The organism is Paraburkholderia sp. GV068, from assembly GCF_003058125.1.
In the GTDB taxonomy this organism is placed as follows: domain Bacteria; phylum Pseudomonadota; class Gammaproteobacteria; order Burkholderiales; family Burkholderiaceae; genus Paraburkholderia; species Paraburkholderia graminis.
Window position 1 is genome coordinate 187,133 of the sequence record NZ_QBUB01000008.1, and the last position, 25,338, is coordinate 212,470.

The window sequence follows — 25,338 nt, forward strand, 5'->3', positions numbered from 1 at the left end:
AACGAAAGTCAAGGCGGCCACAGGATGTTTTCGTGGCGCGGCGCGGCGGCGCATGGCTGCAACGCATCACGAATCGCGTCGATACATGCTTCGTGGCGCGCTTCATCGGCTCTTTTGCATTGCATCATTCTTGACCTTGCGCGCGTCGGGACTTACCCGAATGCAAAAAAGTATCGGTACGCGGTTTCATTTTTAGTGGTGGCGCGCGCGTTTCAAGACTACTTTTCGCTATACAAGACGAAGACGAGCGGCATCTCCCTTGAGCCGCTCCATGGAGGCAGACAGTGCAACCCGATCTGGAGATCGTGGCCGTACGCCGCGACGAGTCGTTCAAAGTGTGGTCGCACGGCTATCCGTATCGCACGGTACGCTGGCACTTTCATCCCGAGTACGAGATTCATCTGATCGTGGCGACGACCGGGAAGATGTTCGTCGGCGATCACATCAGCAGCTTCGCGCCCGGCAATCTCGTGTTGATGGGTCCGAACCTGCCGCATAACTGGGTGAGCGATGTGCCCGAAGGCGAGAACATCGCGCAGCGCAATCTCGTCGTGCAGTTCGGCCAGGAGTTCGTGTCGAGTTGTCTTGAGAGCTTTCCCGAGTGGCGTCAGGTGGAGGCGCTCCTTGCGGACTCGCGCCGCGGCGTGTCGTTCGGCGCGCGCACGAGTGCGGCGATTCAGCCGCTTTTTCTCGAACTATTGGGCGCGCGGGGATTGCGCCGCCTCGTGCTCTTCATGTCGATGCTCGAAATCCTTATGAGCGCCGAAGACCGCGAGACGCTCGCGAGTCCCGCGTATCAGGCCGATCCGACGGGCTTCGCGTCGACGCGCATCAACCATGTGCTTTCGTATATCGGCAAGAACCTCGCGAACGATTTGCGCGAATCGGATCTCGCGCAACTGGCCGGCCAAAGTGTGAGTGCGTTTTCGCGTTATTTCCGCCGGCACACGGGCCTGCCGTTCGTGCAGTACGTGAACCGCATGCGCATCAATCTCGCGTGCCAGTTGCTGACCGATAGCGAACTGAGCGTGACCGACATCTGCTTCAAGGCTGGCTTTAACAACCTGTCGAATTTCAACCGGCAGTTTCTCGCGGTGAAGGGCATGGCGCCTTCGAAGTTTCGCCGCTATCAGCAATTGAACGACGCGAGCCGCGATGCTTCGGAAGAAGCGGCCGCGCGCGGAAGGGGCGTCGACGACGCGCCCGCCATCGTGCTCGCGCCAGGCTTGCCGCGTGCTGCCGCCGCCGCCGCTTATCCGTCAACCTATCCACCGACGTAGCCTCTGCATATTTCACCGCCGCGCTTTTCAGCAAGGCGCTTTGTTTCACCCGCGTTTCAACACGTATCGCGCTGTCCGCCGACAGCGTGACGGACGTGCTCACTTCAAAAACGGAGACAACCATGACGCAAACCCTCGTGACGCAATCCATCATCAAACAGGCATCGTTGAAGACATTCGCGAGCCTTGCATTCGGCTTCGCGCTGATCGCCGCGCCTGCCGCACAGGCCGCACCGCTGAAGATCGGCATGACGTTTCAGGAACTGAACAATCCATATTTCGTGACGATGCAGAAGGCGTTGAACGACGCCGCTGCGTCGACCGGTGCAACGGTAGTCGTCACCGACGCGCATCACGACGTGAGCAAACAGGTGAGCGACGTCGAAGACATGCTGCAGAAGAAGATCGACATTCTGCTCGTGAATCCGACCGATTCGACGGGCATTCAATCGGCGGTGACGTCGGCGAAAAAAGCGGGCGTGGTGGTGGTCGCAGTGGACGCGAACGCGAACGGTCCCGTCGATTCGTTCGTCGGCTCGAAGAACTTCGACGCGGGACAGATAGCCTGCGAGTACCTCGCCAAGTCGATTGGCGGCAGCGGCGAAGTGGCGATTCTCGACGGCATTCCGGTCGTGCCGATTCTCGAACGCGTGCGCGGCTGCAAGGCAGCGCTTGCGAAGGCGCCGGGCGTCAAGCTCGTGGATACGCAGAACGGCAAGCAGGAACGCGCGACCGCACTGTCCGTCACCGAGAACATGATTCAGGCGCACCCGAACCTGAAGGGCATCTTCAGCGTGAACGACGGTGGATCGATGGGCGCGCTATCCGCAATTGAGTCATCGGGTAAGGACATCAAGCTGACGAGCGTCGACGGCGCACCCGAAGCGATTGCCGCGATTCAAAAGCCTAATTCGAAATTCATCGAGACGTCAGCGCAGTTTCCTGCCGACCAGGTGCGCATTGCACTCGGCATCGCGTACGCGAAGAAGTGGGGCGCCAATGTGCCGAAAGCGATTCCGGTCGACGTGAAGATGATCGACAAGAGCAACGCGAAGGGTTTTAGCTGGTAAGCCCAATGCCCGCCGCGCTGTGTTTGCGGTGGTCGATGCGAACACGGCGGCGGGCAGTGATGGAGCACCCGATGGACACGATATTGAAACTCGAGAACATCAGCAAAAGCTTTCCCGGCGTGAAGGCGCTGCAAGGCATTCACCTGGAGATTGCGCGCGGCGAAATCCACGCGCTGCTCGGCGAAAACGGCGCGGGCAAGTCGACGCTGATGAAGATTCTGTGCGGCATTTATCAGCCGGACGAAGGCGCGATCACGATCGACGGCGAGCCGCGGCACTTTGCGAATTATCACGACGCGGTCGCTGCGGGCGTCGGCATCGTGTTTCAGGAATTCAGCCTGATTCCGTACTTGAATGCAGTGGAGAACATCTTTCTCGGCCGCGAAATGAAGAACGGCCTGGGCCTGCTCGAACGCGGCAAGATGCGGCGCGCGGCGGCCGATATATTCGCGCGGCTCGGCGTGTCGATTGATCTGTCCGTGCCGATTCGTGAACTGTCGGTTGCGCAGCAGCAGTTCGTCGAGATCGGCAAGGCGTTGTCGCTCGAAGCGCGCATTCTTATTCTTGACGAACCGACCGCGACACTCACGCCCGCCGAAGCCGAGCATCTCTTTGCCATCATGCGCGACCTGAAAAAGCAGGGCGTGGCGATGATTTTCATCTCGCATCACCTGGAAGAAATCTTCGAGGTCTGCGACCGCATCACCGTGCTGCGCGACGGTCAGTACGTGGGCATGACCGATGTCGCGCAGTCCGACGTGAGCCGGCTTGTCGAGATGATGGTGGGACGCCGCATCGAAAACAGTTTTCCGCCGAAGCCGCCGCTGTGCTCCGACGCGAAGATCGTGCTGGACGTACAGAAGCTGCAGTTGCATAAAGACAGCCCGGTGCTGCAATTCACGCTGCGCGAAGGCGAGATTCTCGGTTTCGCGGGACTGGTCGGTTCGGGCCGCACCGAGACCGCGCTCGCCGTGATCGGCGCGGACGCGGCCTATGCGAAGGAGATTCGCATCAACGGCGAGGCCGCGAAACTGTCGGACCCGGCGGATGCGTTGCGCGCGGGCGTCGGCATTCTTCCTGAAAGCCGCAAAACGGAAGGGCTGATTACGGACTTCTCGATCAAGCAGAACATCTCGATCAATAACCTCGGCAAATACCGCTCGCTGCGATTTTTTATCGATCAGCGCAGCGAAGCGCGCGCCACCGCCGACATCATGAAACGCGTCGGCGTGAAAGCGCCGACCATGCATACGGAAGTCGCCACGCTGTCGGGCGGCAACCAGCAGAAAGTCGTGATCGCGCGCTGGCTGAACCACCACACCAACATCCTCATCTTCGACGAACCGACGCGCGGCATCGACGTCGGCGCGAAGGCGGAAATCTATCTGCTGATGCGCGAACTCACCGCGCGCGGCTATTCGATCATCATGATTTCGTCGGAACTGCCGGAGATCGTGGGCATGTGCGACCGCGTCGCCGTGTTCCGGCAAGGCCGCATCGAAGCGCTGCTCGAAGGCGATCAGATCGACTCGAACGCCGTGATGACCTATGCAACCGCCGGCACTCGTGGAGCCCTGCATGAACACGCCTAATCCCTCTTCGCCGCCGAAAACGTCGAGCGTCAGCGGCAATACGCCCGGCGCACCCGTGCGCTTCACCTGGGCCGCGTTGAAGCGCTCGACGCTCTTCTATCCGTTCGTCGGTTTGCTCGTGGTTTGCATCGTGATGGTGTTCGCGAGCGACAGCTTTCTCTCCGGCGCGAACATCGAGAACGTGCTGCGCCAGGTGTCGATCAACGCGATCATCGCCGTCGGCATGACGTGCGTGATTCTCACGGGCGGCATCGATCTGTCGGTCGGCTCGGTGATGGCGCTTTCGGGCACGCTCGCCGCGGGACTGATGGTGGCCGGCATGAACGCAGTTGCCGCGTTGGCGGTTGGCGTTGCGGTGGGTCTCGGCTTCGGCGCGGCCAACGGGTTCTTCGTCGCGTTCGCCGGCATGCCGCCGATCATCGTCACGCTCGCGACGATGGGCATCGCGCGCGGCCTCGCGCTGATTTACACCGGCGGCTATCCGATCGACGGCTTGCCCGAGTGGGTCAGCTTCTTCGGCAGCGGCAAGATTCTCGGCATTCAGGCGCCCGTCGTGATCATGGCGGTGATCTATGTGATCGCGTGGGTGCTGCTCGAACGCATGCCGTTTGGCCGCTACGTGTACGCGATTGGCGGCAATGAACAGGCGACGCGTCTGTCGGGCGTGCGCGTCGCGCGCGTGAAGCTGATCGTCTACACGATTGCAGGTTTGACGTCTTCGTTTGCCGCCATCGTGTTGACCGCGCGTTTGATGAGCGGCCAGCCGAATGCGGGCGTGGGCTTCGAACTCGACGCCATCGCGGCCGTCGTGATGGGCGGCACGTCGATCTCCGGCGGACGCGGTTCGATTATCGGCACGTTGATCGGCGCGCTGCTGCTCGGTGTGCTGAACAACGGACTCAACATGGTCGGCGTGAATCCGTATGTGCAGAACGTGATCAAAGGCGGAATCATTCTGCTCGCGATTTACATCAGCCGTGACCGCAGAAAGTAACGCTTTCTTCTCCATTGATTTTCACTTCCGGCAGGACCATGCAATGACGAATGAATTCACTCCATCCGACAAGCAGGACATGACGGCGATTGTCTGCCACGCACCGAAAGACTATCGCGTCGAACAGGTAGCGAAGCCGCGCGCGCGAGCGCATGAACTGGTGATTCGCATCGCCGCATGCGGGATCTGCGCGAGCGATTGCAAATGCCATTCGGGCGCGAAGATGTTCTGGGGCGGGCCGAGTCCGTGGGTTAAAGCGCCGGTGATTCCGGGGCACGAGTTCTTCGGCTTCGTGCAGGAACTCGGCGAAGGCGCGGCAGAACATTTCGGCGTGAAGATCGGCGACCGCGTGATCGCCGAGCAGATCGTGCCTTGCGGCAAGTGCCGTTATTGCAAATCCGGCCAGTACTGGATGTGCGAAGTGCACAACATCTTCGGCTTTCAGCGTGAAGTCGCCGACGGCGGCATGGCCGAGTACATGCGTATTCCGCCGACCGCCATCGTTCACAAGATTCCGGACGGCATTTCACTCGAAGACGCCGCTATCATCGAACCGCTGGCGTGCGCGATTCACACGGTCAATCGCGGCGATGTGCAGTTGGATGACGTCGTCGTGATTGCAGGCGCGGGTCCGCTCGGTTTGATGATGACGCAAGTCGCGCATCTGAAAACGCCGAAGAAACTCGTCGTGATAGATCTGGTGGAAGAGCGCCTCGCACTCGCGCGCGAGTATGGCGCGGACGTGACGATCAACCCGAAACAGGACGACGCGCTCGCGATCATCCATTCGCTCACTGACGGCTACGGCTGCGACGTCTATATTGAAACGACCGGCGCGCCGGTCGGCGTCAATCAGGGCATGGATCTGATCCGCAAGCTCGGGCGCTTCGTCGAGTTCTCCGTGTTCGGCGCGGATACGACACTCGACTGGTCGGTGATCGGCGACCGCAAGGAACTCGATGTACGCGGCGCGCACCTCGGACCGTATTGCTATCCGATTGCAATCGATCTGCTCGCGCGCGGACTCGTGACGTCGAAAGGCATCGTCACACACGGCTTTTCTCTGGAAGAATGGGACGAGGCGATCAAGGTCGCCGATTCGCTGGATTCGATCAAGGTGCTGATGAAGCCGCGCGCGTAAGCGCCGGCATCTACTGAAGCGCAGCGCTACAACAACGGAGACTGTATGGAATACGTCATCGGCGTCGATATCGGCACGCAGAGCACGAAGGCGCTGCTCGTCGATCGGCACGGCGCTATCGTTGCGCAACACGCGTCGAGCTATCAGCCGGATACGCCGAAGCCGTTATGGGCCGAGCAATGGCCGGCGGTGTGGCTCAAGGCGGTCACCGAATGCATTGCCGCGTGCGTGCAGAAGGCGAAACAGGCGGGCGTCGCGGCGGATTCCATCAAGGCCGTGTGCGTGAGCAGCCTGTATGGCGGCTCGGGCATTCCTGTGGATAGCGAGATGCGGCCGCTTTATCCGTGTCTGATATGGATGGACCGGCGCGCAACCGATCAGGTCGAATGGGTGCGCCGCAACGTCGACCTCGAGCGGCTGTACGCGATCACCGGCAATGGCGTGGACAGCTACTACGGCTACACGAAGATGCTGTGGCTGCGCGATCACGAGCCCGACGTATGGGCGCAAACGCGTTACTTCCTGCCGCCGAACGCGTATGTGATCTACATGCTGACGGGCGAAGTCGCGGTCGATCACAGCTCCGCGGGCAACATCGGCGGCATCTACGATATTGCGCAGCGCGACTGGTCCGACGAGGCGCTCGACATGCTCGGCATTCCCGCGACGATGATGCCGGAGCGGCTCGTCGATTCGTCGGAAGTCGTCGGCGGGTTGCTGTCGCAATGGACCGGACAGCTCGGACTCGCGGCAGGCACGTCGATCGTGGCGGGCGGCGTGGACGCCGCGGTCGCGACGTTCGCCGCGGGCGTGAGCCGAGCAGGGCAACATGTCGCGATGATCGGCACGAGCATGTGCTGGGGCTACATCAATCAGACGGTCGATGCGCGCCACGGATTGATCAGCATGCCTCACGTTTTCAACGGGCAGCGCGACATCTATGTGTTCGGCGGCGCGATTACCGCGGGCGCGTCAGTGACGTGGTATCGCGATCAGTTCTGTCATGCCGAAATGGAAGCCGCGCGCGCGACGCCGCATGGCGATCCACATCGTCTGCTCGAAGACAATGCCGCGAAAGTGCCGGCGGGATCGGACGGCGTGATGTTTCTGCCTTATCTGATGGGCGAACGCAGCCCCGTGTGGGACGCGAAGGCGAGCGGCGCGTTCGTCGGCCTGAGCCTTTTTCATACGCGGGCGCACTTGTATCGCGCGGTGCTCGAGGGCGTGTCGTTTGCGTTGAAGCACAACATCGAGGCCGGACGCCAGGGAGCGCAGTCGTTGGAGGACAAGCTGATGGTGGTCGGCGGCGCCGCGCATTCCGATTTGTGGATGCAGATCATCGCGGACATCACCGGCTATCCGGTCTATACGATCGAGCAGGAAGTGGAGGCGGCGATGGGCGCCGCGTTGCTCGCCGCGCTCGGCGTCGGGCTGATTTCGCGCGAGGCGGCGCAGGGCGGCTGGATCACGCTGATCGAGCGCGCACAACCGGACGCCGCGCGAATGGCGCGTTACGATGAGCGCTTCGGCATCTATAAAGACCTGTATCCGGCATTGAAGCCGGTCATGCATCGCTTGCAAACATCATGAATGCTACTTTCGATTTTTCCGGCCGCTCGATATTCGTAACGGGCGCATCGAGTGGAATAGGGCGCGCGACGGTCGAGATGTTGTGCGCGAGCGGTGCCGATGTCGTCGCGGCGGCACGCAATGCGAACGAGCTTGCGCGTCTCGCCGAGGAGACCGGCTGCGAGCCGTTGAAGCTCGACGTCAGCGACGAAGCCGCAATCAACGAAGCGTTTCTATCGCTCGGCGCTTTCGACGGTCTGGTGAATTGCGCGGGCATTGCGTTGCTCGAGCGAGCGGTGGAGACAACGGCCGCGAGTTTCGATCGCGTGATGGCGGTGAACGCGCGCGGCGCGGCGCTGGTGGCGAAGCATGTGGCGCGAGGGATGATCGACGCGAAGCGGGCCGGCAGTATCGTGAACGTTTCGAGCCAGGCGGCGCTTGTCGCGCTTGACGATCACCTGAGCTATTCGGCTTCGAAGGCCGCGCTCGATGCGATCACGCGGGCTTTGTGCATCGAGTTGGGACCGTTTGGGATTCGTGTGAATAGTGTGAATCCAACCGTCACGCTGACGCCGATGGCCGTGCAGGCGTGGAGCGATCCTATCAAGCGCGAGCCTGCACTTAAGGCTATTCCGCTTGGGAGGTTTGCCGAGCCGGTTGAAGTGGCTTCGGTGGTGGCGTTCTTGTTGAGCGATGCGGCTTCTATGGTGAGTGGGGTTTCGCTGGCGGTTGATGGGGGATTTGTGGCGCGGTGACATTTACTGGTGCGGCGCGTGCGGCGCCGCTCGAGACATGACTGTCTTGTCACTAACGAGCGAAGCGGGTTAGACAAAAACCCGCCGCAGCTCGTCCCTACAACACCGTCCTGACATGCCAAAGCTCGGGAAACAAAACCACATCGAGCATCTTGCGCAGATAAGGCGCGCCACTGGTCCCACCCGTCCCCTGCTTGAAGCCGATAATCCTCTCGACAGTAGTAACGTGCCGGAACCGCCACTGCCGGAAAGCATCCTCGAGATCGACCAGTTCCTCGGCCATCTCGTACAACTCCCAATGCTGCGAAGGATTGCGATACACCTCGAGCCAGGCCGCTTCGACGGAAGCATCGTGAACCGTGGGCTGCGTCCAGTCGCGCGCGAGCCGCGACGGCGAAATCGCAAAGCCGCGACGCGCAAGCAGCTTCACCACTTCGTCGTAGAACGACGGCGCTTCCAGTGACGCCTTCACCTCCGCAAGCACATCGGCACGATGCGCATGCGGCTTGAGCATCTGCTCGTTCTTGTTGCCGAGCAGAAACTCGATCTGCCGGTACTGATACGACTGAAACCCCGACGAGCTGCCAAGGTAAGGCCGCATCGCCGTGTATTCGGACGGCGTCATTGTCGCGAGCACGCTCCAGGCCTGCACGAGCTGCTCCATGATCCGCGAGACGCGCGCGAGCATCTTGAACGCCGGCGGCAACTCGTCGCGATGCACGGCGTCGAGCGCGGCGCGCAACTCGTACAGCGCGAGCTTCATCCACAATTCGCTGGTCTGATGCTGAATGATGAACAGCATCTCGTTGTGATCGGGCGACAACGGATGCTGCGCATTCAGCACCGTCCCGAGCGACAGATAATCGCCGTAACTCATCGAGCCGGAGAAGTCGAGCTGCGCGTCGTGCCAGCCATCTTCGGCTGAAGAAGCGTTCGTAGCAGCAGTCGCAGCGTCGGCGGACGCAGCGCTCCCATGACCGAACGGGCAACCTTGCGCGGGCTTTTCTTCGGGCAAGCCCGGCGTTTGCATGTGATCGTTCATCGTGCGCTCCTCAGGTCACGGCGCCGCGCGCGGCAAATTCCGGCGCGCGCCAGGTCTCGCGTGCGAGCGCGTCGCGCAAGGTTTCGACGGCGTCCCATACATCCACGAAGCGCGTATAAAGCGGCGTAAAGCCGAAGCGCAGCACATGCGGCTCGCGATAATCGCCGATCACCCCACGCGCGATCAACGCCTGCATCACCTCATAGCCATGCGGATGCTCGAAGCTCGCATGTGAGCCGCGCTGCGAGTGCGCGCGCGGCGTGACGAGCTTCAGCGGAAACTCGCTGCAACGCGCTTCGACGAGTTCGATAAAGAGATCGGTCAGCGCCAGCGACTTGCGGCGAATGGCCTGCATGTCGGTCTGCAGAAACACGTCGAGCCCGCATTCGACGAGCGCCATCGACACCATCGGCTGCGTGCCACACAAATAGCGGCCGACGCCCTGATCCGGCCGATACGTCGGGTTCATCTCGAACGGCGCGGCATGTCCCCACCAGCCGGACAGCGGCTGCGCGAAATTATTCTGATGGCGCTTCGGCACCCACACGAAGGCAGGCGAGCCCGGACCGCCGTTCAGATACTTGTACGTGCAGCCGACTGCGTAGTCGGCGCCGACGCCGTTCAGGTCGACCGGCACCGCGCCCGCCGAATGCGCGAGATCCCACAGCGCGAGCGCGCCCTTGTCGTGAATCAGCTTCGTCAGCGCGGCCATGTCGTGCATGTAGCCGGTGCGGTAGTTCACATGCGTGATCATCGCGATCGCGGTGTCGTCGCCGATTGCTTCCGGCAGCTCCGACGGGTCGTCGACGAGGCGCAGTTTATAGCCGCGGTCGAGCTGCTCGATCACGCCCTGCGCGATGTACAGGTCGGACGGGAAATTCGAACGCTCGGACACGATCACACGCCGCTTGGGGTCGCGCGCGTCGGCGAGCCGCAGTGCGGCGGACAGCACCTTGAAGAGGTTGATCGAAATCGTATCGGTGACGACGACTTCGTCCTCGGCGGCGCCGATCAGCGGCGCGAGTTTATTGCCCAAGCGACGCGGCAGCGCGAACCAGCCCGCCGCGTTCCAGCTGCGGATCAAACCCTCGCCCCATTCGGCGGCGATCACGGTTTGCGCGCGTTGTGCGGCGGCGGCCGGCGGCACGCCGAGCGAATTGCCGTCGAGGTAGATAGTGGTCGACGACAGCGCGAACTGGTCGCGCAGTGGTGCGAGCGGGTCGGCGCTGTCGAGCGCCAAGGCTTCTTCGCGATGATTCATGGTGGTCTCGTTCGTTCGCGTATTGCGGATTGGAAGTCAGTGCGCGTCGGGCAGCGCGCGCAGGACCGCGCGCACGGGGCTCGCGTCGAGCGTGGTCAGCTTGAGCGGCAGCGCGATCAGTTCGTAGTCGCCGGGCGCGACATCGTCGAGCACGATGCCCTCGAGAATCGCCATGCCGTGCGCGCGAATACGGTGATGCGCGTCCATCGTCTTCGATTCCTGCGGGTCGAGCGACGGCGTGTCGATGCCTATCAGCTTCACGCCGTTGGCCGCGAGCAGGTCGATCGTTTCGGGCGCGACGGCGCAGAAGCCGCTGTCCCACGCCGCGGTCGGCGCGTTTCTGTAAGTGCGCAGTAAGACTCGCGGCGGCAACCCGGCCAGCGAGTCACGCAGATGTTGTGGCATGACAACAGGCGACGCGCCGATGCAATGAATCACGCGGCATCGTCCGAGATAGGCGTCGAGCGGCACCTGGCCGATTGCGGCGCCCTCGGCGTCGTAGTGCAGGGGCGCGTCCGTGTGCGCGCCGGTATGCGGCGAGAGCGTCAGCCGCGCGACGTTGACGGGCGAGCCGGCCTCCATCCGCCAGACGCGCTCGATGCCGACGGGCGTGTCGCCTGGCCAGACGGGCGTCGCCGTATCGACGGCGGGGGTGATGTCCCAGAGTGTTTGCATGTCCGCATGGAAGATAGAGGTCTATACGGAATGATAGGTGGCCAGCCGCGAAATGTGATTGCGAAAAAATCTCCTTCTAAGCCCGGTCTTGGAACATAATTTGAGTTAAATGGGAAAGGGAGACCGAATATGAACGCGATCTCGCTCGACGCCACCGATTGCCGTATCTTGACGGTGCTTCAGCAGGAAGGACGAATCAGCAATCTCGATCTCGCGGAGCGCATCTCGCTGTCGCCGTCGGCGTGTCTGCGGCGCTTGCGTCTACTGGAAGAACAGGGCGTCATCGAGCACTATCGCGCGTGTCTGAACCGCGAAGTGCTGGGCTTCGAGCTGGAGGCGTTCGTTCAGGTGTCGATGCGCAATGAACAGCAGAATTGGCACGAGCGCTTCGCTGAAGCGCTGCGCGACTGGCCGGAAGTGGTCGGCGCTTTTGTCGTGACGGGCGAGACGCACTATCTGCTGCGCGTTCTCGCGCACAACCTCAAGCACTATTCGGATTTTGTGTTGCAGCGTCTCTATAAGGCGCCGGGCGTGCTGGATATTCGCTCGAATATCGTGCTGCAGACCTTGAAGGAAGATTCGGGCGTGCCGGTTTCGCTGGTCACGCGCAATAACACCCACGGCGCGCCGCACAACGATCGCTGAGGCGCCTCTGGCGCACAGCGCCGCCCCTGGCCCTGGCAAGGGCGGTTGCAAGCGCCGCGTGCGCTTACAACGACTTGAGGCCGTGGAACTGGCCGTTCTGGAAAACGAGCGGCGCCATGTCGGCGGCATTCTCGTGCACGCCGCAGCGCTCCACCTCGCCGACGAAAATCACGTGATCGCCTTCTTCGTAACGGCTGCGGTTATGGCATTCGAACCACGCGAGCGCGCCGTCGAGCACCGGCATGCCGCTGTCGCCCGCCGCGTGCGATACGCCTTCGAAGCGGTCGCCCTTCACCGTGGCGAAGCGCTTGCATAGATCGAGTTGCGACGCCGCCAGCACGTTGACCACGTAGTGACTGTTCGCGCGGAACACCGACATCGACGCCGAGCGCGTGGCGAGGCTCCACAGCACGAGCGGCGGCTCGAGCGAAACCGAATTGAACGAGCTGGCGGTGATGCCGATCAACTGGCCGGACGGCGCGCGCGTCGTGATGACGGTGACGCCCGTGGCGAACTGGCTGAGCGCCTGCCTGAAGGCCGGCTGGTCGAAGTTGGGCGGGCTGGCGTGCTTCATTGCGCGCAAGCCGCCGATGCGTGGCGGCCGGAAGCCGCGCCGAAGCTCTCGCGCGCACGGCGGGAAACAGTTGATTCGAAAGTCATAGTGAAAATCGTCGATTTGCCCCAATTTTAACTGCAATCGCGGTGCACTGACCGCGACGCAACCGGCGCATCGCAAAACCCGCTAAGCTGGAACGCTACCGCCGATGGCATGGGCGTTGCGGCAAAGCGAATGCGGCATCGGCCGATCACGAGTGAGAAGGAGCGAGCAGCATGAGTCAGACAGGCGAAGTCGCCACCTTGGGTGGCGGGTGTTTCTGGTGCCTCGAAGCGGTTTATCTGGGCGTCGACGGCGTCAACTCGGTGGAGTCGGGCTATGCGGGCGGCCACACGCAGCGTCCGACCTACGAGCAGGTGTGCGACGGCGCGACGGGGCACGCGGAAGTGGTGAAGGTCGAGTTCGATCCGTCGAAGATCAGCTACCGCGAGATCCTCGAAATCTTCTTCGCGATCCACGATCCCACGCAGTTGAACCGGCAAGGTAACGATGTCGGCCCGCAATACCGCTCGGTCATCTTCACGCATTCCGACGCGCAGCGTGAAGCCGCTTTGCAGGTGATCCGCGAAATCGGCGAGCAGGGCATTCACGACGGCCAGATCGTCACGCAGGTGCTGCCGCTCGACGGCAACTACTGGCCTGCCGAGGCCTATCATCAGAATTATTTCGCGCAGCATCCGGAGCAGGGCTACTGCTCGTTCGTGGTCGCGCCGAAGGTGGCCAAGTTCCGGCAGAAATTTGCGCATCGGATCAAGGCGGGTTGAGGCGGGCCGGCGCGGGTCGGCGCGGGGTCGGCGTTCAGTGCGGCTCGCTGCTGTTCGAGTCGCTGGTCTGAGCGCGGCTCGCGTCGCCCGGCGGATCTGGTAGGCGCGGCTCCTGAGGTTCACTGTGTTGCATCGCTGCGGCATTCACGGCGTCTGCTTGCTGCTGTGAGGGCTCCTGCTCGCGGCGGTGGCCGTGCTCGTGTTCCTCCTGTTCGTGCTCGTGCTCATTCGCGAGCCGCGCATACGCTTCAATGATCTCGCGCGCCAACTCGACGCAACTGAGCGGCGCCGAACCTTCCGCCTTGTTATTCACCGCGATCACCACCGGCTGGCCGGCCAGCGCATAGCGCGCGGCTAGTTCCGCGAGCGACGCACGCGTGGCCGGATCGCGGTCGACGAGCTTATCGAACGGCTCGTATTTCGCCTTCGCCTGCTCGTATTTGAAGCCGCCGTGCAGGCTCCAGCGCACGACCAGCGGACCGGCCGGCTCGCCGTCCAATAGTGCGAGCGCCGCCGCCTGCCGCAGCGGATCGGGCATCCGCGCGTGAATGCCGACGCAGTAGCGCACGCCCGCCGCTTTCAGCGTACGAATGAAACGCGGCGTGAGCAAACTGGCGTCGCGGATTTCGACTGCGTAGCAGGTGCCTTGCGGCAGCGTGGGCAAGGCCGCGAGGAACTCGGCCAGCCGTTCGATGAAAACCGCGGGCTGCGCGAGCATCTGGTCGGGCAGCGGCGACAACTGGAACACGAGCGCGCCGGCCTTCGCGCCCAGGCCTTCGAGACACGGCGTCACGAAGTCGTCGATCGCCATTTGCGCGTTCAGAAAACACGGATTCAGCGCCACCGGCTCGCCGCGTTCTGCGCGCACGGTGGCGTCGGTGATCGTCATCGGCGCTTTGACGATGAAGCGGAAATGCTCGGGCACCTGCTGCGCGTAGCGCAGGTATTCGGTGACGGTGAGCGCCTGATAAAACGACCGGTCGATGCTGACCGTCTTCAGCAGCGGATGCCCGCCGTAGGCGGTCAGGCCGTCGCGCGACAGTTTGCTGTTGCTGTATTCGTCGCCGTAGACGATGCCGTTCCAGCCGGGAAACGACCACGTCGATGTGCCGAGGTGCACTTGCGGCGGCAGTTGTGAGGCGAGCGCGAGTATGTCCGGCGAGGGCGGGGCCGCGAGGATTTCGCGAGTGCGGCGCTTTCTGGGGGCGTCGGTGGCCGCGCCCGTTGGTGTGGCCATAAGCGTCGGCTCGGGTGCTGCTTCTTCTTGCCAGAGCGAGGTGGCGGCTGTCGTAGAGCGGGCGGGTTGCCGGCTTTCGATTTTCGGCGCGTGAGTTACAAAAGGCGCATCGGCTTGCGCGTCCAACGGTGCTTGAGCGCCTGAACGAGCGCGCGACGGTTTCGCGCGGGCTTCGGCTTTCGGCGCTGCGGGCGCCGCTTGCACCGGCATCCCGAACAGATCGAACTGCGCCGCTTCGCCTGGCGCTTCCGCTTCGCTCGACGCCTCGCCTCCGCTCCGCACTCCCACGTCGCTTTGCTCGCCGCGTTCGTTCAGCGCCTCTTCCTCTTCTCTTGTCCCGCTCTGACCCATCGAGATTTTCACTAGTAAGCACCGCGACCGCCCGCGCTAGCACGACGCCGCGGCGCTCACCTCACAGCGGCTTCTCGTACATGTAGCGGCGCGACCACGGCAGGGTTTTCGCACTGCGGCCGGCCCTGCGGCAGACGACCTGATAGATGGAGACGTCGTCGTTTTCGAATGCATACGCGCAGCCGGCCAGGTACACGCGCCAGATGCGGAATTTTTCGTCGTCGACGAGCTTGCGGGCTTCTTCCGCGTGCGCCTCGAAATTTTCCGCCCAGATGTCGAGCGTGTGCGCATAGTGACGGCGCAGGCTTTCCACGTCAACCGCTTCGAGCCCGCCGCGCTGCATCGATTCGAGCGCGAGGCTGATGTGCGGCAGTTCGCCGTCCGGAAACACATAACGGTCGATGAACTCGCCGCCGCCCAGCGCCGTTTCGCCGCTGTCCGCATCGCTCGACGTGATGCCGTGATTCATCGCGATGCCGTCGTCGGCGAGAAGGTCGTGCACTTTCTTGAAGTAGCCCGGCAGGTTCTTGCGGCCCACGTGCTCGAACATGCCGACGCTCGTGATGCGGTCGAATCGCCCTTCGACGTCGCGATAATCCTGCAGACGAATCTCGATCTGATTCTCGAGGCCCGCGGCTTTCACGCGCGCCGTCGCGAGGTCGAACTGGTTTTGCGACAGCGTCACGCCCACGCATTGCGCGCCGAATTTTTGCGCCGCGCGCAGCACGAGCGCGCCCCAGCCGCAGCCGATGTCGAGCAGCCGCTGACCCGGCTGCACCTGAATCTTCGTGAGGATGTGGTCGATCTTCTTGATCTGCGCGGTGGCGAGATCTTCGTCGCCGTTCTCGAAATAGGCGCACGAGTAGACCATGTTCTCGTCGAGCCAAAGCTTGTAGAACTCGTTCGAGACATCGTAGTGATACTGGATGGCCTTTTTATCCGACGCCTTCGAATGCTGGAAATAGCGCCGCACGCGCGCGAGCTTGCCCGCACTATTGACGGTGTTGCGCGCGAGCTGATAACCGACGTTGATGATGTCCGAGAGCTTGCCCTCGATGTCGATCTTGCCCTTGACGTACGCCTCGCCCAGGTTGTCGAGGCTCGGTTCGAGCAGATAAGGCAACGCCGTTGCGCTCTTGACGTGCAGCGTGACCTGCGGCGCGGCGAACCGCCCGAAGTCGTGCTGCTGGCCGTCCCACAGCACGAGACGCGCCGGCAAATCAGCCTTGGTTTTTACTTCTTCCACCCACTGCGCCAGCTTTTTCTCCCAGAACATGCGATTTCTCCGTGTCCGTTGAATTAAAGCGAAGCTTGTGTGGATCGCAGCCCGATGCGGCGCAACTCCCATGCCGCGAGACGCGATCCTTGCGCCGCGCGCTGCTACGTCGGCAACGCGCTGACGACATTGTTAGTGCTGGTTCAGGGCGACAGACGGCAGATTTGCCAGTCGCTGTTTTCGCTCGAACGCGTGTAAAGCAGACGGTCGTGCAAACGCGACGGCCGGCCCTGCCAGAATTCGATTGCTTCGGGCACCAAACGATAACCGCCCCAATGCGGCGGACGCGGCGGTTCATCGCCGTATTGCAGGCGCATTTCGCGTTCGCGCGTTTCGAGCTGCGAACGGCTTTCAATCACCTGACTTTGATTCGACGCCCATGCGCCGATACGCGAACCGGGCGGACGCGACGCGAAATAGGCGTCGCTCTCGGCCGCGCTCGTTTTGACGACGCGCCCCTCGATGCGCACCTGGCGCTCGAGCTCGATCCAGTAGAAGAGCAGGCTCGCGTACGGATTCGCGGCCAGCTCGCGGCCCTTGCGGCTTTCGTAGTTGGTGAAGAACACGAAGCCTCGTTCGTCGACGCCCTTGATCAGCACGATGCGCGCTGAAGGCCGGCCGCGCGAGTCAACGGTGGCGAGCGTCATCGTATTCGGTTCGGGCAGTTTCGCCTCGACGGCCTGCTGAAACCAGACGTCGAATTGCCGGAACGGGTCGCGGTCGACGTCGCCGATGTCCAGAGAACCCAGCGAATAATTTTTTCGAAGTTCGGCGAGTGAGGTCATGTTCTTATGCGCACGCTACAGTCAGCCCAGTATAGCTAAGGCGCCAATTTTTTGCCCGCAGCCAGATCAAGCGCGATGCACCGGTGCCGCGCTTTCGCGGGTTTTCGAACGGCGACTTTCTCACGGTGATTGCCGCGGCAATGCTGATTCATGCGTTCAGGCAAAATACGGACTGCGCGATTCACATGCGCTTTCTGCCTTGCGCTTTCTGCTTTTTTGCCTTCAACGAGTTCCATCATGTCGACCACCGCGCAATCCGATCTTACTACCAGCCTCGACGGGCATGAAGCCGCCGACCGCGCGCGACGCTTCGGCGGCATTGCGCGTTTGTACGGCGCGCCCGCGCTTGCCGCTTTCGAGGGCGCGCATGTGGCGGTAATCGGTATCGGCGGAGTGGGCTCGTGGGTCGCAGAAGCATTGGCGCGCAGCGCCGTCGGCACGCTGACGCTGATCGACCTCGACAATGTTGCTGAAAGCAATACGAACCGGCAGATTCATGCGCTCGACGGCAACTACGGAAAACCGAAGGTCGAAGCGATGGCCGAGCGCATCGCCGCGATCAATCCGTCGTGCGATGTGCGTCTCGTGGAAGACTTCGTGGAGCCCGACAACTTCGCGGCGACGCTCGGCGGCGGCTTCGATTATGTGATCGATGCGATCGACAGCGTGCGCACCAAGACCGCGCTGATCGCATGGTGTGTCGAGCGCAAGCAGCCGTTGATCACGATCGGCGGCGCGGGCGGCCAGCTCGATCCCACGCGCATTCGCATCGACGATCTTGCAGCGACGATTCAGGACCCGTTGCTGTCCAAAGTGCGCGGACAGTTGCGCAAGCAGCATGGTTTTCCGCGTGGGCCGAAAGCGAAATTCAAGGTGAGCGCCGTGTATTCGGACGAGCCGCTGATCTATCCCGAAGCCGCCGTCTGCGACATCGATGCGGAAGCGGAACACGTCGCGACATCGCCGGGATATGCGGGGCCGGTCGGTCTGAATTGCGCGGGCTTTGGTTCGAGCGTGTGCGTGACGGCGAGCTTTGGCTTCGCCGCGGCCGCGTATGTGTTGCGGGCGCTGGCGAAGCAGGCGGTGTGACCTTTAGTGCGCAGCGGGTGCGCAAGGCACCGGATCTGGTATCTAGTACAGCGCGGCGCTCAGCTTGCGGCGCCATTGCGCGACGAGTTCCGGCTGATGCGCGGCCAGATCGAACACCGAGAGCATCGTCTTGCGGCCGATGTCGTCGCGGAACGTGCGATCGCGCTGCACGATTGCCAGCAAATGCTCGAGCGCGCCCGCATATTTGCGGCGTGCGATCAGCGCGCTCGCGAGATCGAAGCGAGCTTCCAGATCGTCGGGATGGCTCGCGACGCGCGCTTCGAGCGCGTCGGTCGGCGGCAGATCGGCCGCGGCATCCACGGCGTCCAGACGCGTCTTGATCGCGTTGAAGCGCGCGTCGATGCCTTGCGTCGTTTTCGGCGACAGCAAATCGACCTCGTCGCGCGCTTCGTCGATACGGTTGTCATCAAGCAGCATCTCGATGCGGTCGAGGCGCGCTTCGTCGAAAGCCGGGTCGATCGCGAGCGCGGCCTGCAACGCCTCGTAAGCGTCCTCGCGGCGGCCTTCGGCCAAGGCGGCCTGCGCGTCGAGACGCGCGGCATCCGCGCCTTGCGGCACGAGCCGTTCGATGAATTCGCGCAGTTGCCCTTCAGGCAGCACGCCGACGAACTGATCGACCGGCCGGCCGTCCGCGAATGCCATGACGTGCGGAATGCTGCGGACCTGGAAGTGCGCGGCAAGTTCCTGGTTCTCGTCCACGTTCACCTTGACGAGCTTCCATTTGCCGGCGCCTTCGGCTTCGAGCTTTTCCAGCATCGGGCCGAGCGTTTTGCAGGGGCCGCACCACGGCGCCCAGAAATCGACCAGCACAGGGGCCAGTGTCGACGCCGTGATGACGTCCTTTTCGAATGTGGCCAGAGTGGTGTCCATTACGTCCTCGTCGATAAAACGGTTTGTCTGTTAGCTGGGGCCGAACTGCGCGGATTCAATGCGTGTTGACGCCGCGCCCGCGCCTGAAATCCGCCGTCATTTCCGCCGTCACTTTTTTAGCGGCAGCGGTATCCATTCGGTTTCGCCCGGCACTGTGCCCATTTCCTGATTCGTCCACGCGAGTTTCGCGGCTTCGATCTTCTCACGCGAACTCGCGACGAAATTCCATTCGATAAAGCGTTCGCCGTCGAGCTTTTCGCCGCCGAGCACCATCACGCGCGCGCCGTGCGTGCTCGCGAGCGTGACGGTTTCGTCGAGCGCGAGCACGGCCATCTGACCGACTTCGAGCGGCGTGCCGTCGATCTCCAGATCGCCTTCCACCAGATACACGCCGCGCTCCTCGTGCTCCGGTTCGAGCGCGAACGCGCTGCCCGGCGCGAACTCGCCCGCGACATACAGCGTGCCGGAAAACGTGCTGACGGGCGATCGCTGGCCGAACGCGGTGCCGGCGATCACGCGCAACGTGACGCCGTTGCGCTCGACCACCGGCAGCGTGTCCGCGCTGTGATGCGCGAACGACGGCTCCACCTCTTCGTCGTCGAGCGGCAGCGCGACCCAGGTCTGAATGCCGTGGATGGTCTGGCCGCGCGCGCGGTCTTCGGCGGGCGTGCGCTCGGAATGGACGATGCCGCGTCCGGCCGTCATCCAGTTGACGTCGCCGGGGACGATTTTCTGCTCCGAGCCGAGACTGTCGCGATGCATGATCGCGCCTTCGAACAGAAACGTCACCGTGGCGAGGCCGATATGCGGATGCGGACGCACGTCGAGGCCGACGCCGGGTTCGAGCGTCGCCGGGCCCATGTGATCGAAGAAGATGAACGGTCCGATCAGACGCGCGGCCATTGCAGGCAGCACGCGCCGCACAGTCAGACTGCCGACATCGCGCAGATGCGGTTTGAGAACTGCTTTGATCGAAGAGGACATGGGGCGCTCGGCAAGAAGGGATGAGGAAAATTCTTAATGGATGATTCTACTGCGTTGGCTCAGCCAGCGCCTCAAGCCAGGCTCGGCGTACACACATGTATTTACATCGCGCCGCTGCCCGTCTATAGTGATGTATGTACATTGGATGTACATCATCGTACGAGGAGCGCAATATGCTGACCAAGGTTTTTCGCAATGGCAATTCGCAGGCCGTGCGCATTCCGGCTGAACTGGCGTTTAGCAGCGTCGACATGGAAGTGGAAATCGAGCGGGTCGGCGACGAACTGCGCATTCGTCCCACGCGCCGCCCGCTCGCCGGCGTACTAAAAAAATTCTCGAAGTTCAGCCCGGATTTCATGGCGGAAGGCCGCGGCGACCACGAGCAGGCTGAGCGCGAGGATCTGTAATGCCGCGCTACATGCTGGACACCCACATGTGCATCTACCTGATGAAGAATCAGCCGGAGCAGGTTGCGAAGCGTTTTGCGGAATGCTTCGTCGGCGACGTCGTGATGTCCGCCATTACTTTCGCCGAGCTGGAGTACGGCGTGGCGGTCTCGGCCAATCGTGCGCGCGAGCGTCGCAACCTTGCGGCGCTTGTCGAAGACATCCTGGTTGCGCCGTTCGACAGCGCGGCGGCGACTGCCTACGGCTCGATCCGGGAAGCCACGCGCGAGCGCAAGAAGGACCAGCTCGACAAGCTGATCGCGGCCCACGCGGTCTCGCTCGACGTCGTGCTCGTCACCAACAATGAGCGCGATTTCACGGCCTATCCCGGCCTGCGTATCGAAAACTGGCTCAATACCTGAGCGCACGGCGACTGCGCTTTCGGTCCCGTGCGAATTTCCCACGCTCCGCTAAACTGACGGGTTCAACACTTTATTGGAGACCGGCATGTCGCCGAGGGACCTGCTGCTCGCGCTCGTCGTCGTCATTGCGTGGGGCGTCAATTTCGTCGTTATCAAGGTCGGCTTGCATGGCGTGCCGCCGATGCTGCTCGGCGCGCTGCGCTTCACGCTCGCGGCAATACCGGCGGTGTTTTTCGTCAAGCGTCCGCAATTGGCATGGCGCTGGTTGCTGGCCTATGGCTTGACGATCTCGCTCGGGCAGTTCGCGTTTCTGTTCTCGGCGATGTACGTCGGCATGCCGGCCGGACTCGCATCGCTCGTGTTGCAGGCGCAGGCGTTTTTCACGCTGATCTTTGCCGCGTTCTTTTTGCATGAGCGTTTTCGCTTACCGAATGTCGCCGGTTTGCTGATCGCCGCCGCGGGCCTCGCCGTGATCGGCATGCAGGGCGGCCATGCGATGACGCTCGCCGGCTTCCTGCTGACGCTGTGCGCCGCGTGTTCGTGGGCGCTCGGCAACATCGTCACGAAGAAGGTCGGCAAGGTCGACCTCGTCGGCCTCGTGGTGTGGGGCAGTCTGATTCCGCCGCTGCCTTTCTTCGCGCTGTCGTATGCGTTCGAGGGTCCGCAGCGGATCGCGGCGGCGCTTTTCGGCATCAGCGCGATGTCGATTTTCGCGGTCGTCTATCTCGCGTTTATCGCCACGCTGCTCGGCTATGGATTATGGAGCCGTCTGTTGTCGCGCTATCCGGCGAGCCAGGTCGCGCCGTTTTCGCTGCTCGTGCCGATCGTCGGTCTGGCATCGGCGGCGGTCTTTCTCGACGAGCGGCTCTCCACCGCGCAGATCGCCGGTGCGGTGCTGGTGATGGTGGGGCTCGCGGTGAACGTATTCGGCGGCTGGGTCGTGCAGCGCTTGTCGCTGGCGCGTTGAAACGGGTGCATGATCGAAAACGGCCGCATTGCTGCGGCCGTTTTTTTGTTGGAGCGCTGAACGAGAACAACGCGCTAAAGACACATCGTCACGTCATGCGATTCTTGGCAAGCGGCGGATTCGCCGCGAAATAACGCTTGATGCCGGTCATGATCGCATCGGCCATTTTCTCGCGATACGCGTCGTCGTTCAGGCGCCGTTCCTCGTCCGGATTGCTGATGAACGCCGTTTCCACGAGGATCGACGGAATATCCGGCGCCTTCAACACCGCAAAGCCCGCCTGTTCGACCGAACCTTTGTGCAGCTTGTTGATCCCGCCGATTTCCTTCAGCACGAAGTTGCCGTAGCGCATGGAGTCGCGAATCTGCGCGGTGGTGGACATGTCGAACAACGCGCGATTCACGGTGGCGTCGGCGGATTTGATGTTGATGCCGCCAATCTGGTCCGACGCGTTCTCCTTGTTCGCCATCCAGCGCGCGGCCGCGCTCGACGCGCCGTGCTCCGACAACGCAAACACCGACGAGCCGCGCGCCTCGGGCGTGGTGAACGCATCGGCGTGAATCGACACGAACAGGTCCGCGCCGACGCGCCGCGCTTTTTGCACGCGCACGTTCAGCGGCACGAAGAAGTCGGCGTCGCGCGTCATCATCGCGCGCATGTTCGGCTGCGCGTCGATCTTCGCGCGCAGTTTCTTCGCGATGTCGAGCGCGACGTGCTTCTCGTAAGTGCCCGAGCCGCCGATCGCGCCGGGGTCTTCGCCGCCGTGCCCCGGATCGATCGCGACGGTCAACAGGCGCACCGTGTTGCTCTTGCCTGACTTCGGCGTGGTGAACGCGTAGGTGTCGTCGCCGCTGTCGTCGTTATCCAGACTTTTGGCGCTGTTGGCGCCGCTGCCGCTGCCCTTGTTGCGCGCGATCGCCGTGGGCGGCGTGGCCGGAGTGGGCGGCACGCCAGGCGTTGGCGTCTTCGCAATGATCGGCGGCAAACCTGGCGACCCGGACGTCGAGCCGGACGGCGACCCACTGTGCGCCGGCGCATGCTGCGCGCCCGCCGCGGACCCGCTGCCGCCGTTCTGCGCATAGCGCTCGAAGAACGCCTCGCTGTTGTCGGCGGCCGGCGGCGTCGTGCCGGGGCCGCTCAACGTGGCGGGCGGCGCGCTGTTTTCTTCGTTCAGCGTTTGCTGCTTGCGCTCGCTTTGCGCGAGCAGTTCCATCAACGGATCGGGCGCGACGGCCGGATACAGGTCGAACACGAGCCGGTACTTGTACGCGCCGACGGGGGGCAGCGTGAACACCTGCGGCTTCACCGAGCCCTTCAGATCGAACACCATGCGCACGACGTGCGGCTGGAATTGCCCCACACGCACCGATTGAATTTGCGGATCGTTCGGCGTGATCTTCGATACGAGATCCTTCAACGCCTGGTCGAGATCCAGGCCGCTCAGATCGACGACGAGCCGGTCAGGGCCCTGAAGCAACTGCTGCGCGTTTTGCAGAGGCTGATCGGATTCGATGGTGACGCGCGTGTAGTCGCGCGCCGGCCACACGCGCACGCCGAGCACCGAACTCGCCAGCGCGAGACGCGGCGCGACGAGGCCGAGCACGAGCGTGGACGCGCCCGCGCACAGAATCTGCCGGCGCCGCCAGTTATGCGTCGCGGTGGCTGCCGATTCAATCGAACGGAACGGTTTGATCAACATCTTTCGAGACATGCCTTTCCTGTTTCGCTGTATGCCTGTGCGACGAGTGTGCGGCCGTCGCCCTCGCCAGCCAGGTCGAGCGAGAAGACGAGATCCGGCACGCCGAGCAGCGCGCCGGCGCGTTGCGGCCATTCGACGAGGCAAACCGCGCCGCTGTCGAAATACTCGCGAAAGCCCGCGTCGGCCCATTCGGCCGGATCGGCGAACCTGTAGAGATCGAAGTGGTAAAGCGCGAGTTCCCCGATGGGCCGCTCGAGTACATAAGGCTCGACGAGCGTGTACGTGGGACTGCGCACGCGACCGGTGTGACCGAGGCCGCGCAAGGTGGCGCGCACGAGTGTGGTCTTGCCGGCGCCGAGATCGCCGACCAGTTGTACTTGCAGACCGTGGAATGCCTGAGCGTTCGCGTTGCCGTCATGCGCGACGGCGACGCTTTCGATGGCCCGCGCGAAGCGCTCGCCAAATGCGAGCGTGGCGGCTTCGTCCGCAAACGAGAAGACGCGTTCGAGCAGAACTTCGGCGGGCGGCGCGATCGCGCGATCGGGATGGTCAGGCATTCTCGTAAAATGACGTGATGAACCGAAGTCCGGAGTCCCCCGTGTGCCCTGTGTCCAATGCGCCTGCAACTGGCGACGAGGCGCGTGCCGAGCGTCAATTCGATGAAGCGGCGCTGCATGCGCTCGCGCAAAACATCAAAACGTGGGGCCGTGAACTGGGTTTCGGGGCGATCGGCATTAGCGATACCGACCTCTCCGCTGCCGAAGCGCCGCTTGCAGCCTGGCTGGAAGCGGGTTGCCACGGCGAGATGGATTATATGGCCAAACACGGTATGAAACGCGCGCGGCCTGCCGAGCTTGTGGCCGGCACGCTACGTGTGATTACCGCTCGCATCGCCTATTTGCCCGCTGATGTACTGAACGGAAAGCAGCCCGAAAGCGACTCGTCCGAAGGGCCGCTCAACCAGGACTGGCGGGGCGCCGAGCATGCGCGGCTTGCCGATCCTGCTGCTGCCGTCGTGTCGATTTATGCGCGCGGCCGCGACTATCACAAGGTGATGCGTAACCGTCTGCAACATCTGTCAGAGAAAATTCAGGCGGAGATCGGCGCGTTCGGTTATCGCGTGTTTACCGACTCGGCGCCGGTGCTCGAAGTCGAGCTTGCGCAGAAGGCCGGCATCGGCTGGCGCGGCAAACATACGCTGCTTTTGCAACGCGACGCGGGCTCGCTGTTTTTTCTCGGCGAAATCTACGTCGATGTGCCGTTGCCGACCGACGCCGAGACATCGCCCGAAGTCGCGCCCGAAACGCCGGGCTCGCATTGCGGCAGTTGCTCGCGCTGCATCGACGCATGTCCGACAGGAGCGATCGTCGGTCCTTACAAAGTGGATGCGCGTCTGTGTATCTCCTATCTGACGATCGAACTGAAGGGCAGCATTCCTGTGGAGATGCGTCCGCTGATCGGCAACCGCGTGTATGGCTGCGACGATTGTCAGCTCGTGTGTCCGTGGAACAAGTTTGCGCAGGCCGCGCCGGTCGCCGATTTCGACGTGCGTCATGGGCTCGACCGCGCGTCGCTGGTGGAGCTGTTCGGCTGGAGCGCGGACGATTTCGACACGCGCATGCAGGGCAGCGCGATACGGCGCATCGGTTACGAGAGCTGGTTGCGCAACCTTGCGGTCGGGATGGGCAATGCACTGCGTGCATCGCGCGACGCGTTGAGCGCGCAGGCACGCGAGGCGATTGTCGAGGCGCTCAGGCGCCGTGCCGACGATCCTTCGGCGCTCGTGCGCGAGCATGTGCAATGGGCGCTCGAAGCGGCGTAAACTATCGGCAATTCATGGCTTACGT

The 25,338-nt window shown here is 62.9% G+C and carries 26 protein-coding genes; 14 read left to right on the forward strand and 12 right to left on the reverse strand.

What is annotated here, in order from left to right:
- The first annotated feature begins 284 nt into the window (after window positions 1-284).
- The 7 genes from C8K18_RS18135 to C8K18_RS18165 all read left to right on the forward strand — a co-directional run bounded on the left by C8K18_RS18135 (window position 285) and on the right by C8K18_RS18165 (window position 8,401).
- Window positions 285-1,280, forward strand: a complete 996-nt coding sequence (locus C8K18_RS18135) for an AraC family transcriptional regulator (protein WP_107708640.1) — start codon at window positions 285-287, stop codon at window positions 1,278-1,280.
- Between the two features lie 122 nt (window positions 1,281-1,402).
- Window positions 1,403-2,350, forward strand: a complete 948-nt coding sequence (locus C8K18_RS18140; protein WP_107708643.1) for an ABC transporter substrate-binding protein — start codon at window positions 1,403-1,405, stop codon at window positions 2,348-2,350.
- Window positions 2,351-2,421: 71 nt separating this feature from the next.
- Window positions 2,422-3,942, forward strand: coding sequence for a sugar ABC transporter ATP-binding protein (locus C8K18_RS18145; protein WP_006050017.1), 1,521 nt, complete (start codon window positions 2,422-2,424; stop codon window positions 3,940-3,942).
- Window positions 3,929-4,936, forward strand: a complete 1,008-nt coding sequence (locus C8K18_RS18150) for an ABC transporter permease (protein ID WP_006050018.1) — start codon at window positions 3,929-3,931, stop codon at window positions 4,934-4,936. The genes C8K18_RS18145 and C8K18_RS18150 overlap by 14 nt, the downstream gene beginning before the upstream one ends.
- Before the next feature lie 43 nt (window positions 4,937-4,979).
- Window positions 4,980-6,077, forward strand: coding sequence for an erythritol/L-threitol dehydrogenase (locus C8K18_RS18155; protein ID WP_006050019.1), 1,098 nt, complete (start codon window positions 4,980-4,982; stop codon window positions 6,075-6,077).
- 45 nt (window positions 6,078-6,122) lie between these two features.
- A complete protein-coding gene (locus C8K18_RS18160; protein WP_107708645.1) occupies window positions 6,123-7,667 on the forward strand; it encodes an FGGY-family carbohydrate kinase in 1,545 nt (514 codons plus the stop codon).
- On the forward strand, window positions 7,664-8,401 hold the full coding sequence (locus C8K18_RS18165) for an SDR family oxidoreductase (protein ID WP_029968131.1): 738 nt from the start codon (window positions 7,664-7,666) through the stop codon (window positions 8,399-8,401). Before C8K18_RS18160 ends, C8K18_RS18165 begins: the two co-directional genes overlap by 4 nt.
- A 97-nt stretch (window positions 8,402-8,498) precedes the next feature.
- Here the strand turns inward: C8K18_RS18165 and kynA are convergent, their stop codons facing one another.
- Genes kynA through kynB form a run of 3 tightly spaced genes read right to left on the reverse strand, consistent with a single transcriptional unit; the run spans window position 8,499 to window position 11,379 of the window.
- On the reverse strand, window positions 8,499-9,443 hold the full coding sequence (gene kynA / locus C8K18_RS18170) for a tryptophan 2,3-dioxygenase (RefSeq protein ID WP_006050022.1): 945 nt from the start codon (window positions 9,441-9,443) through the stop codon (window positions 8,499-8,501).
- A gap of 10 nt (window positions 9,444-9,453) precedes the next feature.
- Entirely contained in the window at window positions 9,454-10,704 is a 1,251-nt protein-coding gene (gene kynU, locus C8K18_RS18175; RefSeq protein ID WP_107708646.1) for a kynureninase, read from the reverse strand.
- 36 nt (window positions 10,705-10,740) lie between these two features.
- On the reverse strand, window positions 10,741-11,379 hold the full coding sequence (kynB, locus tag C8K18_RS18180; RefSeq protein WP_107708648.1) for an arylformamidase: 639 nt from the start codon (window positions 11,377-11,379) through the stop codon (window positions 10,741-10,743).
- 129 nt (window positions 11,380-11,508) lie between these two features.
- Between kynB and C8K18_RS18185 the strand changes: the two genes are divergently transcribed.
- On the forward strand, window positions 11,509-12,024 hold the full coding sequence (locus C8K18_RS18185; protein WP_006050025.1) for an Lrp/AsnC family transcriptional regulator: 516 nt from the start codon (window positions 11,509-11,511) through the stop codon (window positions 12,022-12,024).
- A gap of 64 nt (window positions 12,025-12,088) precedes the next feature.
- Here C8K18_RS18185 and C8K18_RS18190 read toward each other — a convergent pair whose 3' ends face one another.
- The gene (locus C8K18_RS18190) at window positions 12,089-12,598 is read right to left on the reverse strand and encodes a flavin reductase family protein (RefSeq protein WP_006050026.1); all 510 of its coding nucleotides are present in this window, start codon (window positions 12,596-12,598) and stop codon (window positions 12,089-12,091) included.
- 257 nt (window positions 12,599-12,855) lie between these two features.
- Here C8K18_RS18190 and msrA point away from each other — a divergent pair, with 257 nt between their 5' ends.
- On the forward strand, window positions 12,856-13,404 hold the full coding sequence (msrA, locus tag C8K18_RS18195; protein ID WP_029968120.1) for a peptide-methionine (S)-S-oxide reductase MsrA: 549 nt from the start codon (window positions 12,856-12,858) through the stop codon (window positions 13,402-13,404).
- A gap of 34 nt (window positions 13,405-13,438) precedes the next feature.
- Here the strand turns inward: msrA and C8K18_RS18200 are convergent, their stop codons facing one another.
- The 4 genes from C8K18_RS18200 to C8K18_RS18215 form a co-directional block, all read right to left on the reverse strand.
- Window positions 13,439-14,992 (reverse strand): DUF72 domain-containing protein, encoded by a 1,554-nt coding sequence (locus C8K18_RS18200; protein ID WP_107708650.1) that lies wholly within the window; start codon window positions 14,990-14,992, stop codon window positions 13,439-13,441.
- Between the two features lie 61 nt (window positions 14,993-15,053).
- Window positions 15,054-16,268, reverse strand: a complete 1,215-nt coding sequence (locus C8K18_RS18205) for a cyclopropane-fatty-acyl-phospholipid synthase family protein (protein WP_053858683.1) — start codon at window positions 16,266-16,268, stop codon at window positions 15,054-15,056.
- A 143-nt stretch (window positions 16,269-16,411) separates the two neighbouring features.
- A complete protein-coding gene (gene pdxH, locus C8K18_RS18210) occupies window positions 16,412-17,053 on the reverse strand; it encodes a pyridoxamine 5'-phosphate oxidase (protein ID WP_006050031.1) in 642 nt (213 codons plus the stop codon).
- Window positions 17,054-17,088: 35 nt separating this feature from the next.
- The gene (locus tag C8K18_RS18215; protein ID WP_132384584.1) at window positions 17,089-17,292 is read right to left on the reverse strand and encodes a hypothetical protein; all 204 of its coding nucleotides are present in this window, start codon (window positions 17,290-17,292) and stop codon (window positions 17,089-17,091) included.
- Here C8K18_RS18215 and tcdA point away from each other — a divergent pair.
- Window positions 17,291-18,142 (forward strand): tRNA cyclic N6-threonylcarbamoyladenosine(37) synthase TcdA, encoded by an 852-nt coding sequence (tcdA, locus tag C8K18_RS18220; RefSeq protein ID WP_107708654.1) that lies wholly within the window; start codon window positions 17,291-17,293, stop codon window positions 18,140-18,142. The genes C8K18_RS18215 and tcdA overlap by 2 nt on opposite strands.
- 42 nt (window positions 18,143-18,184) lie before the next feature.
- On the opposite strand, the gene trxA is transcribed toward tcdA, so the two are convergent.
- Entirely contained in the window at window positions 18,185-19,033 is an 849-nt protein-coding gene (trxA, locus tag C8K18_RS18225; RefSeq protein ID WP_006050033.1) for a thioredoxin, read from the reverse strand.
- 108 nt (window positions 19,034-19,141) lie between these two features.
- Window positions 19,142-20,017, reverse strand: coding sequence for a pirin family protein (locus tag C8K18_RS18230; protein ID WP_107708656.1), 876 nt, complete (start codon window positions 20,015-20,017; stop codon window positions 19,142-19,144).
- A 173-nt stretch (window positions 20,018-20,190) separates the two neighbouring features.
- Here C8K18_RS18230 and C8K18_RS18235 point away from each other — a divergent pair, with 173 nt between their 5' ends.
- The 3 genes from C8K18_RS18235 (at window position 20,191) to C8K18_RS18245 (ending at window position 21,792) form a co-directional block, all read left to right on the forward strand.
- Window positions 20,191-20,424: an antitoxin gene (locus C8K18_RS18235; protein ID WP_006050036.1), complete on the forward strand. Its 234-nt coding sequence runs from the start codon at window positions 20,191-20,193 to the stop codon at window positions 20,422-20,424.
- Window positions 20,424-20,825 carry a type II toxin-antitoxin system VapC family toxin gene (locus C8K18_RS18240; protein ID WP_107708658.1) on the forward strand — a complete coding sequence of 134 codons (402 nt, stop codon included), beginning with the start codon at window positions 20,424-20,426 and terminating at the stop codon, window positions 20,823-20,825. Before C8K18_RS18235 ends, C8K18_RS18240 begins: the two co-directional genes overlap by 1 nt.
- Before the next feature lie 85 nt (window positions 20,826-20,910).
- Window positions 20,911-21,792, forward strand: a complete 882-nt coding sequence (locus C8K18_RS18245; protein ID WP_107708660.1) for an EamA family transporter — start codon at window positions 20,911-20,913, stop codon at window positions 21,790-21,792.
- Between the two features lie 88 nt (window positions 21,793-21,880).
- On the opposite strand, the gene C8K18_RS18250 is transcribed toward C8K18_RS18245, so the two are convergent.
- Together C8K18_RS18250 and tsaE are read right to left on the reverse strand one after the other, a co-directional pair.
- Complete coding sequence (locus C8K18_RS18250) at window positions 21,881-23,503, reverse strand: N-acetylmuramoyl-L-alanine amidase (protein ID WP_107708662.1); 1,623 nt, start codon at window positions 23,501-23,503, stop codon at window positions 21,881-21,883.
- Complete coding sequence (gene tsaE, locus C8K18_RS18255; protein WP_107708663.1) at window positions 23,485-24,048, reverse strand: tRNA (adenosine(37)-N6)-threonylcarbamoyltransferase complex ATPase subunit type 1 TsaE; 564 nt, start codon at window positions 24,046-24,048, stop codon at window positions 23,485-23,487. The genes C8K18_RS18250 and tsaE overlap by 19 nt, the downstream gene beginning before the upstream one ends.
- Window positions 24,049-24,065: 17 nt before the next feature.
- On the opposite strand from tsaE, the gene queG reads away from it, so the two are divergent.
- On the forward strand, window positions 24,066-25,313 hold the full coding sequence (gene queG / locus C8K18_RS18260; RefSeq protein ID WP_107708665.1) for a tRNA epoxyqueuosine(34) reductase QueG: 1,248 nt from the start codon (window positions 24,066-24,068) through the stop codon (window positions 25,311-25,313).
- Window positions 25,314-25,338 lie beyond the last annotated feature (25 nt).

Excerpts from the sequence above, each read along its gene's own strand:
- C8K18_RS18140 (WP_107708643.1), top strand. The coding sequence starts at position 1,403 with ATGACGCAAACCCTCGTGACGCAATCCATCATCAAACAGGCATCGTTG.
- C8K18_RS18145 (WP_006050017.1), top strand. The coding sequence starts at position 2,422 with ATGGACACGATATTGAAACTCGAGAACATCAGCAAAAGCTTTCCCGGC.
- C8K18_RS18150 (WP_006050018.1), top strand. The coding sequence starts at position 3,929 with ATGAACACGCCTAATCCCTCTTCGCCGCCGAAAACGTCGAGCGTCAGC.
- C8K18_RS18155 (WP_006050019.1), top strand. The coding sequence starts at position 4,980 with ATGACGAATGAATTCACTCCATCCGACAAGCAGGACATGACGGCGATT.
- C8K18_RS18160 (WP_107708645.1), top strand. The coding sequence starts at position 6,123 with ATGGAATACGTCATCGGCGTCGATATCGGCACGCAGAGCACGAAGGCG.
- C8K18_RS18165 (WP_029968131.1), top strand. The coding sequence starts at position 7,664 with ATGAATGCTACTTTCGATTTTTCCGGCCGCTCGATATTCGTAACGGGC.
- kynA (WP_006050022.1), bottom strand. The coding sequence starts at position 9,443 with ATGAACGATCACATGCAAACGCCGGGCTTGCCCGAAGAAAAGCCCGCG.
- kynU (WP_107708646.1), bottom strand. The coding sequence starts at position 10,704 with ATGAATCATCGCGAAGAAGCCTTGGCGCTCGACAGCGCCGACCCGCTC.
- kynB (WP_107708648.1), bottom strand. The coding sequence starts at position 11,379 with ATGCAAACACTCTGGGACATCACCCCCGCCGTCGATACGGCGACGCCC.
- C8K18_RS18185 (WP_006050025.1), top strand. The coding sequence starts at position 11,509 with ATGAACGCGATCTCGCTCGACGCCACCGATTGCCGTATCTTGACGGTG.
- C8K18_RS18190 (WP_006050026.1), bottom strand. The coding sequence starts at position 12,598 with ATGAAGCACGCCAGCCCGCCCAACTTCGACCAGCCGGCCTTCAGGCAG.
- msrA (WP_029968120.1), top strand. The coding sequence starts at position 12,856 with ATGAGTCAGACAGGCGAAGTCGCCACCTTGGGTGGCGGGTGTTTCTGG.
- C8K18_RS18200 (WP_107708650.1), bottom strand. The coding sequence starts at position 14,992 with ATGGGTCAGAGCGGGACAAGAGAAGAGGAAGAGGCGCTGAACGAACGC.
- C8K18_RS18205 (WP_053858683.1), bottom strand. The coding sequence starts at position 16,268 with ATGTTCTGGGAGAAAAAGCTGGCGCAGTGGGTGGAAGAAGTAAAAACC.
- pdxH (WP_006050031.1), bottom strand. The coding sequence starts at position 17,053 with ATGACCTCACTCGCCGAACTTCGAAAAAATTATTCGCTGGGTTCTCTG.
- tcdA (WP_107708654.1), top strand. The coding sequence starts at position 17,291 with ATGTCGACCACCGCGCAATCCGATCTTACTACCAGCCTCGACGGGCAT.
- C8K18_RS18215 (WP_132384584.1), bottom strand. The coding sequence starts at position 17,292 with ATGATGGAACTCGTTGAAGGCAAAAAAGCAGAAAGCGCAAGGCAGAAA.
- trxA (WP_006050033.1), bottom strand. The coding sequence starts at position 19,033 with ATGGACACCACTCTGGCCACATTCGAAAAGGACGTCATCACGGCGTCG.
- C8K18_RS18230 (WP_107708656.1), bottom strand. The coding sequence starts at position 20,017 with ATGTCCTCTTCGATCAAAGCAGTTCTCAAACCGCATCTGCGCGATGTC.
- C8K18_RS18235 (WP_006050036.1), top strand. The coding sequence starts at position 20,191 with ATGCTGACCAAGGTTTTTCGCAATGGCAATTCGCAGGCCGTGCGCATT.
- C8K18_RS18240 (WP_107708658.1), top strand. The coding sequence starts at position 20,424 with ATGCCGCGCTACATGCTGGACACCCACATGTGCATCTACCTGATGAAG.
- C8K18_RS18245 (WP_107708660.1), top strand. The coding sequence starts at position 20,911 with ATGTCGCCGAGGGACCTGCTGCTCGCGCTCGTCGTCGTCATTGCGTGG.
- C8K18_RS18250 (WP_107708662.1), bottom strand. The coding sequence starts at position 23,503 with ATGTCTCGAAAGATGTTGATCAAACCGTTCCGTTCGATTGAATCGGCA.
- tsaE (WP_107708663.1), bottom strand. The coding sequence starts at position 24,048 with ATGCCTGACCATCCCGATCGCGCGATCGCGCCGCCCGCCGAAGTTCTG.
- queG (WP_107708665.1), top strand. The coding sequence starts at position 24,066 with ATGAACCGAAGTCCGGAGTCCCCCGTGTGCCCTGTGTCCAATGCGCCT.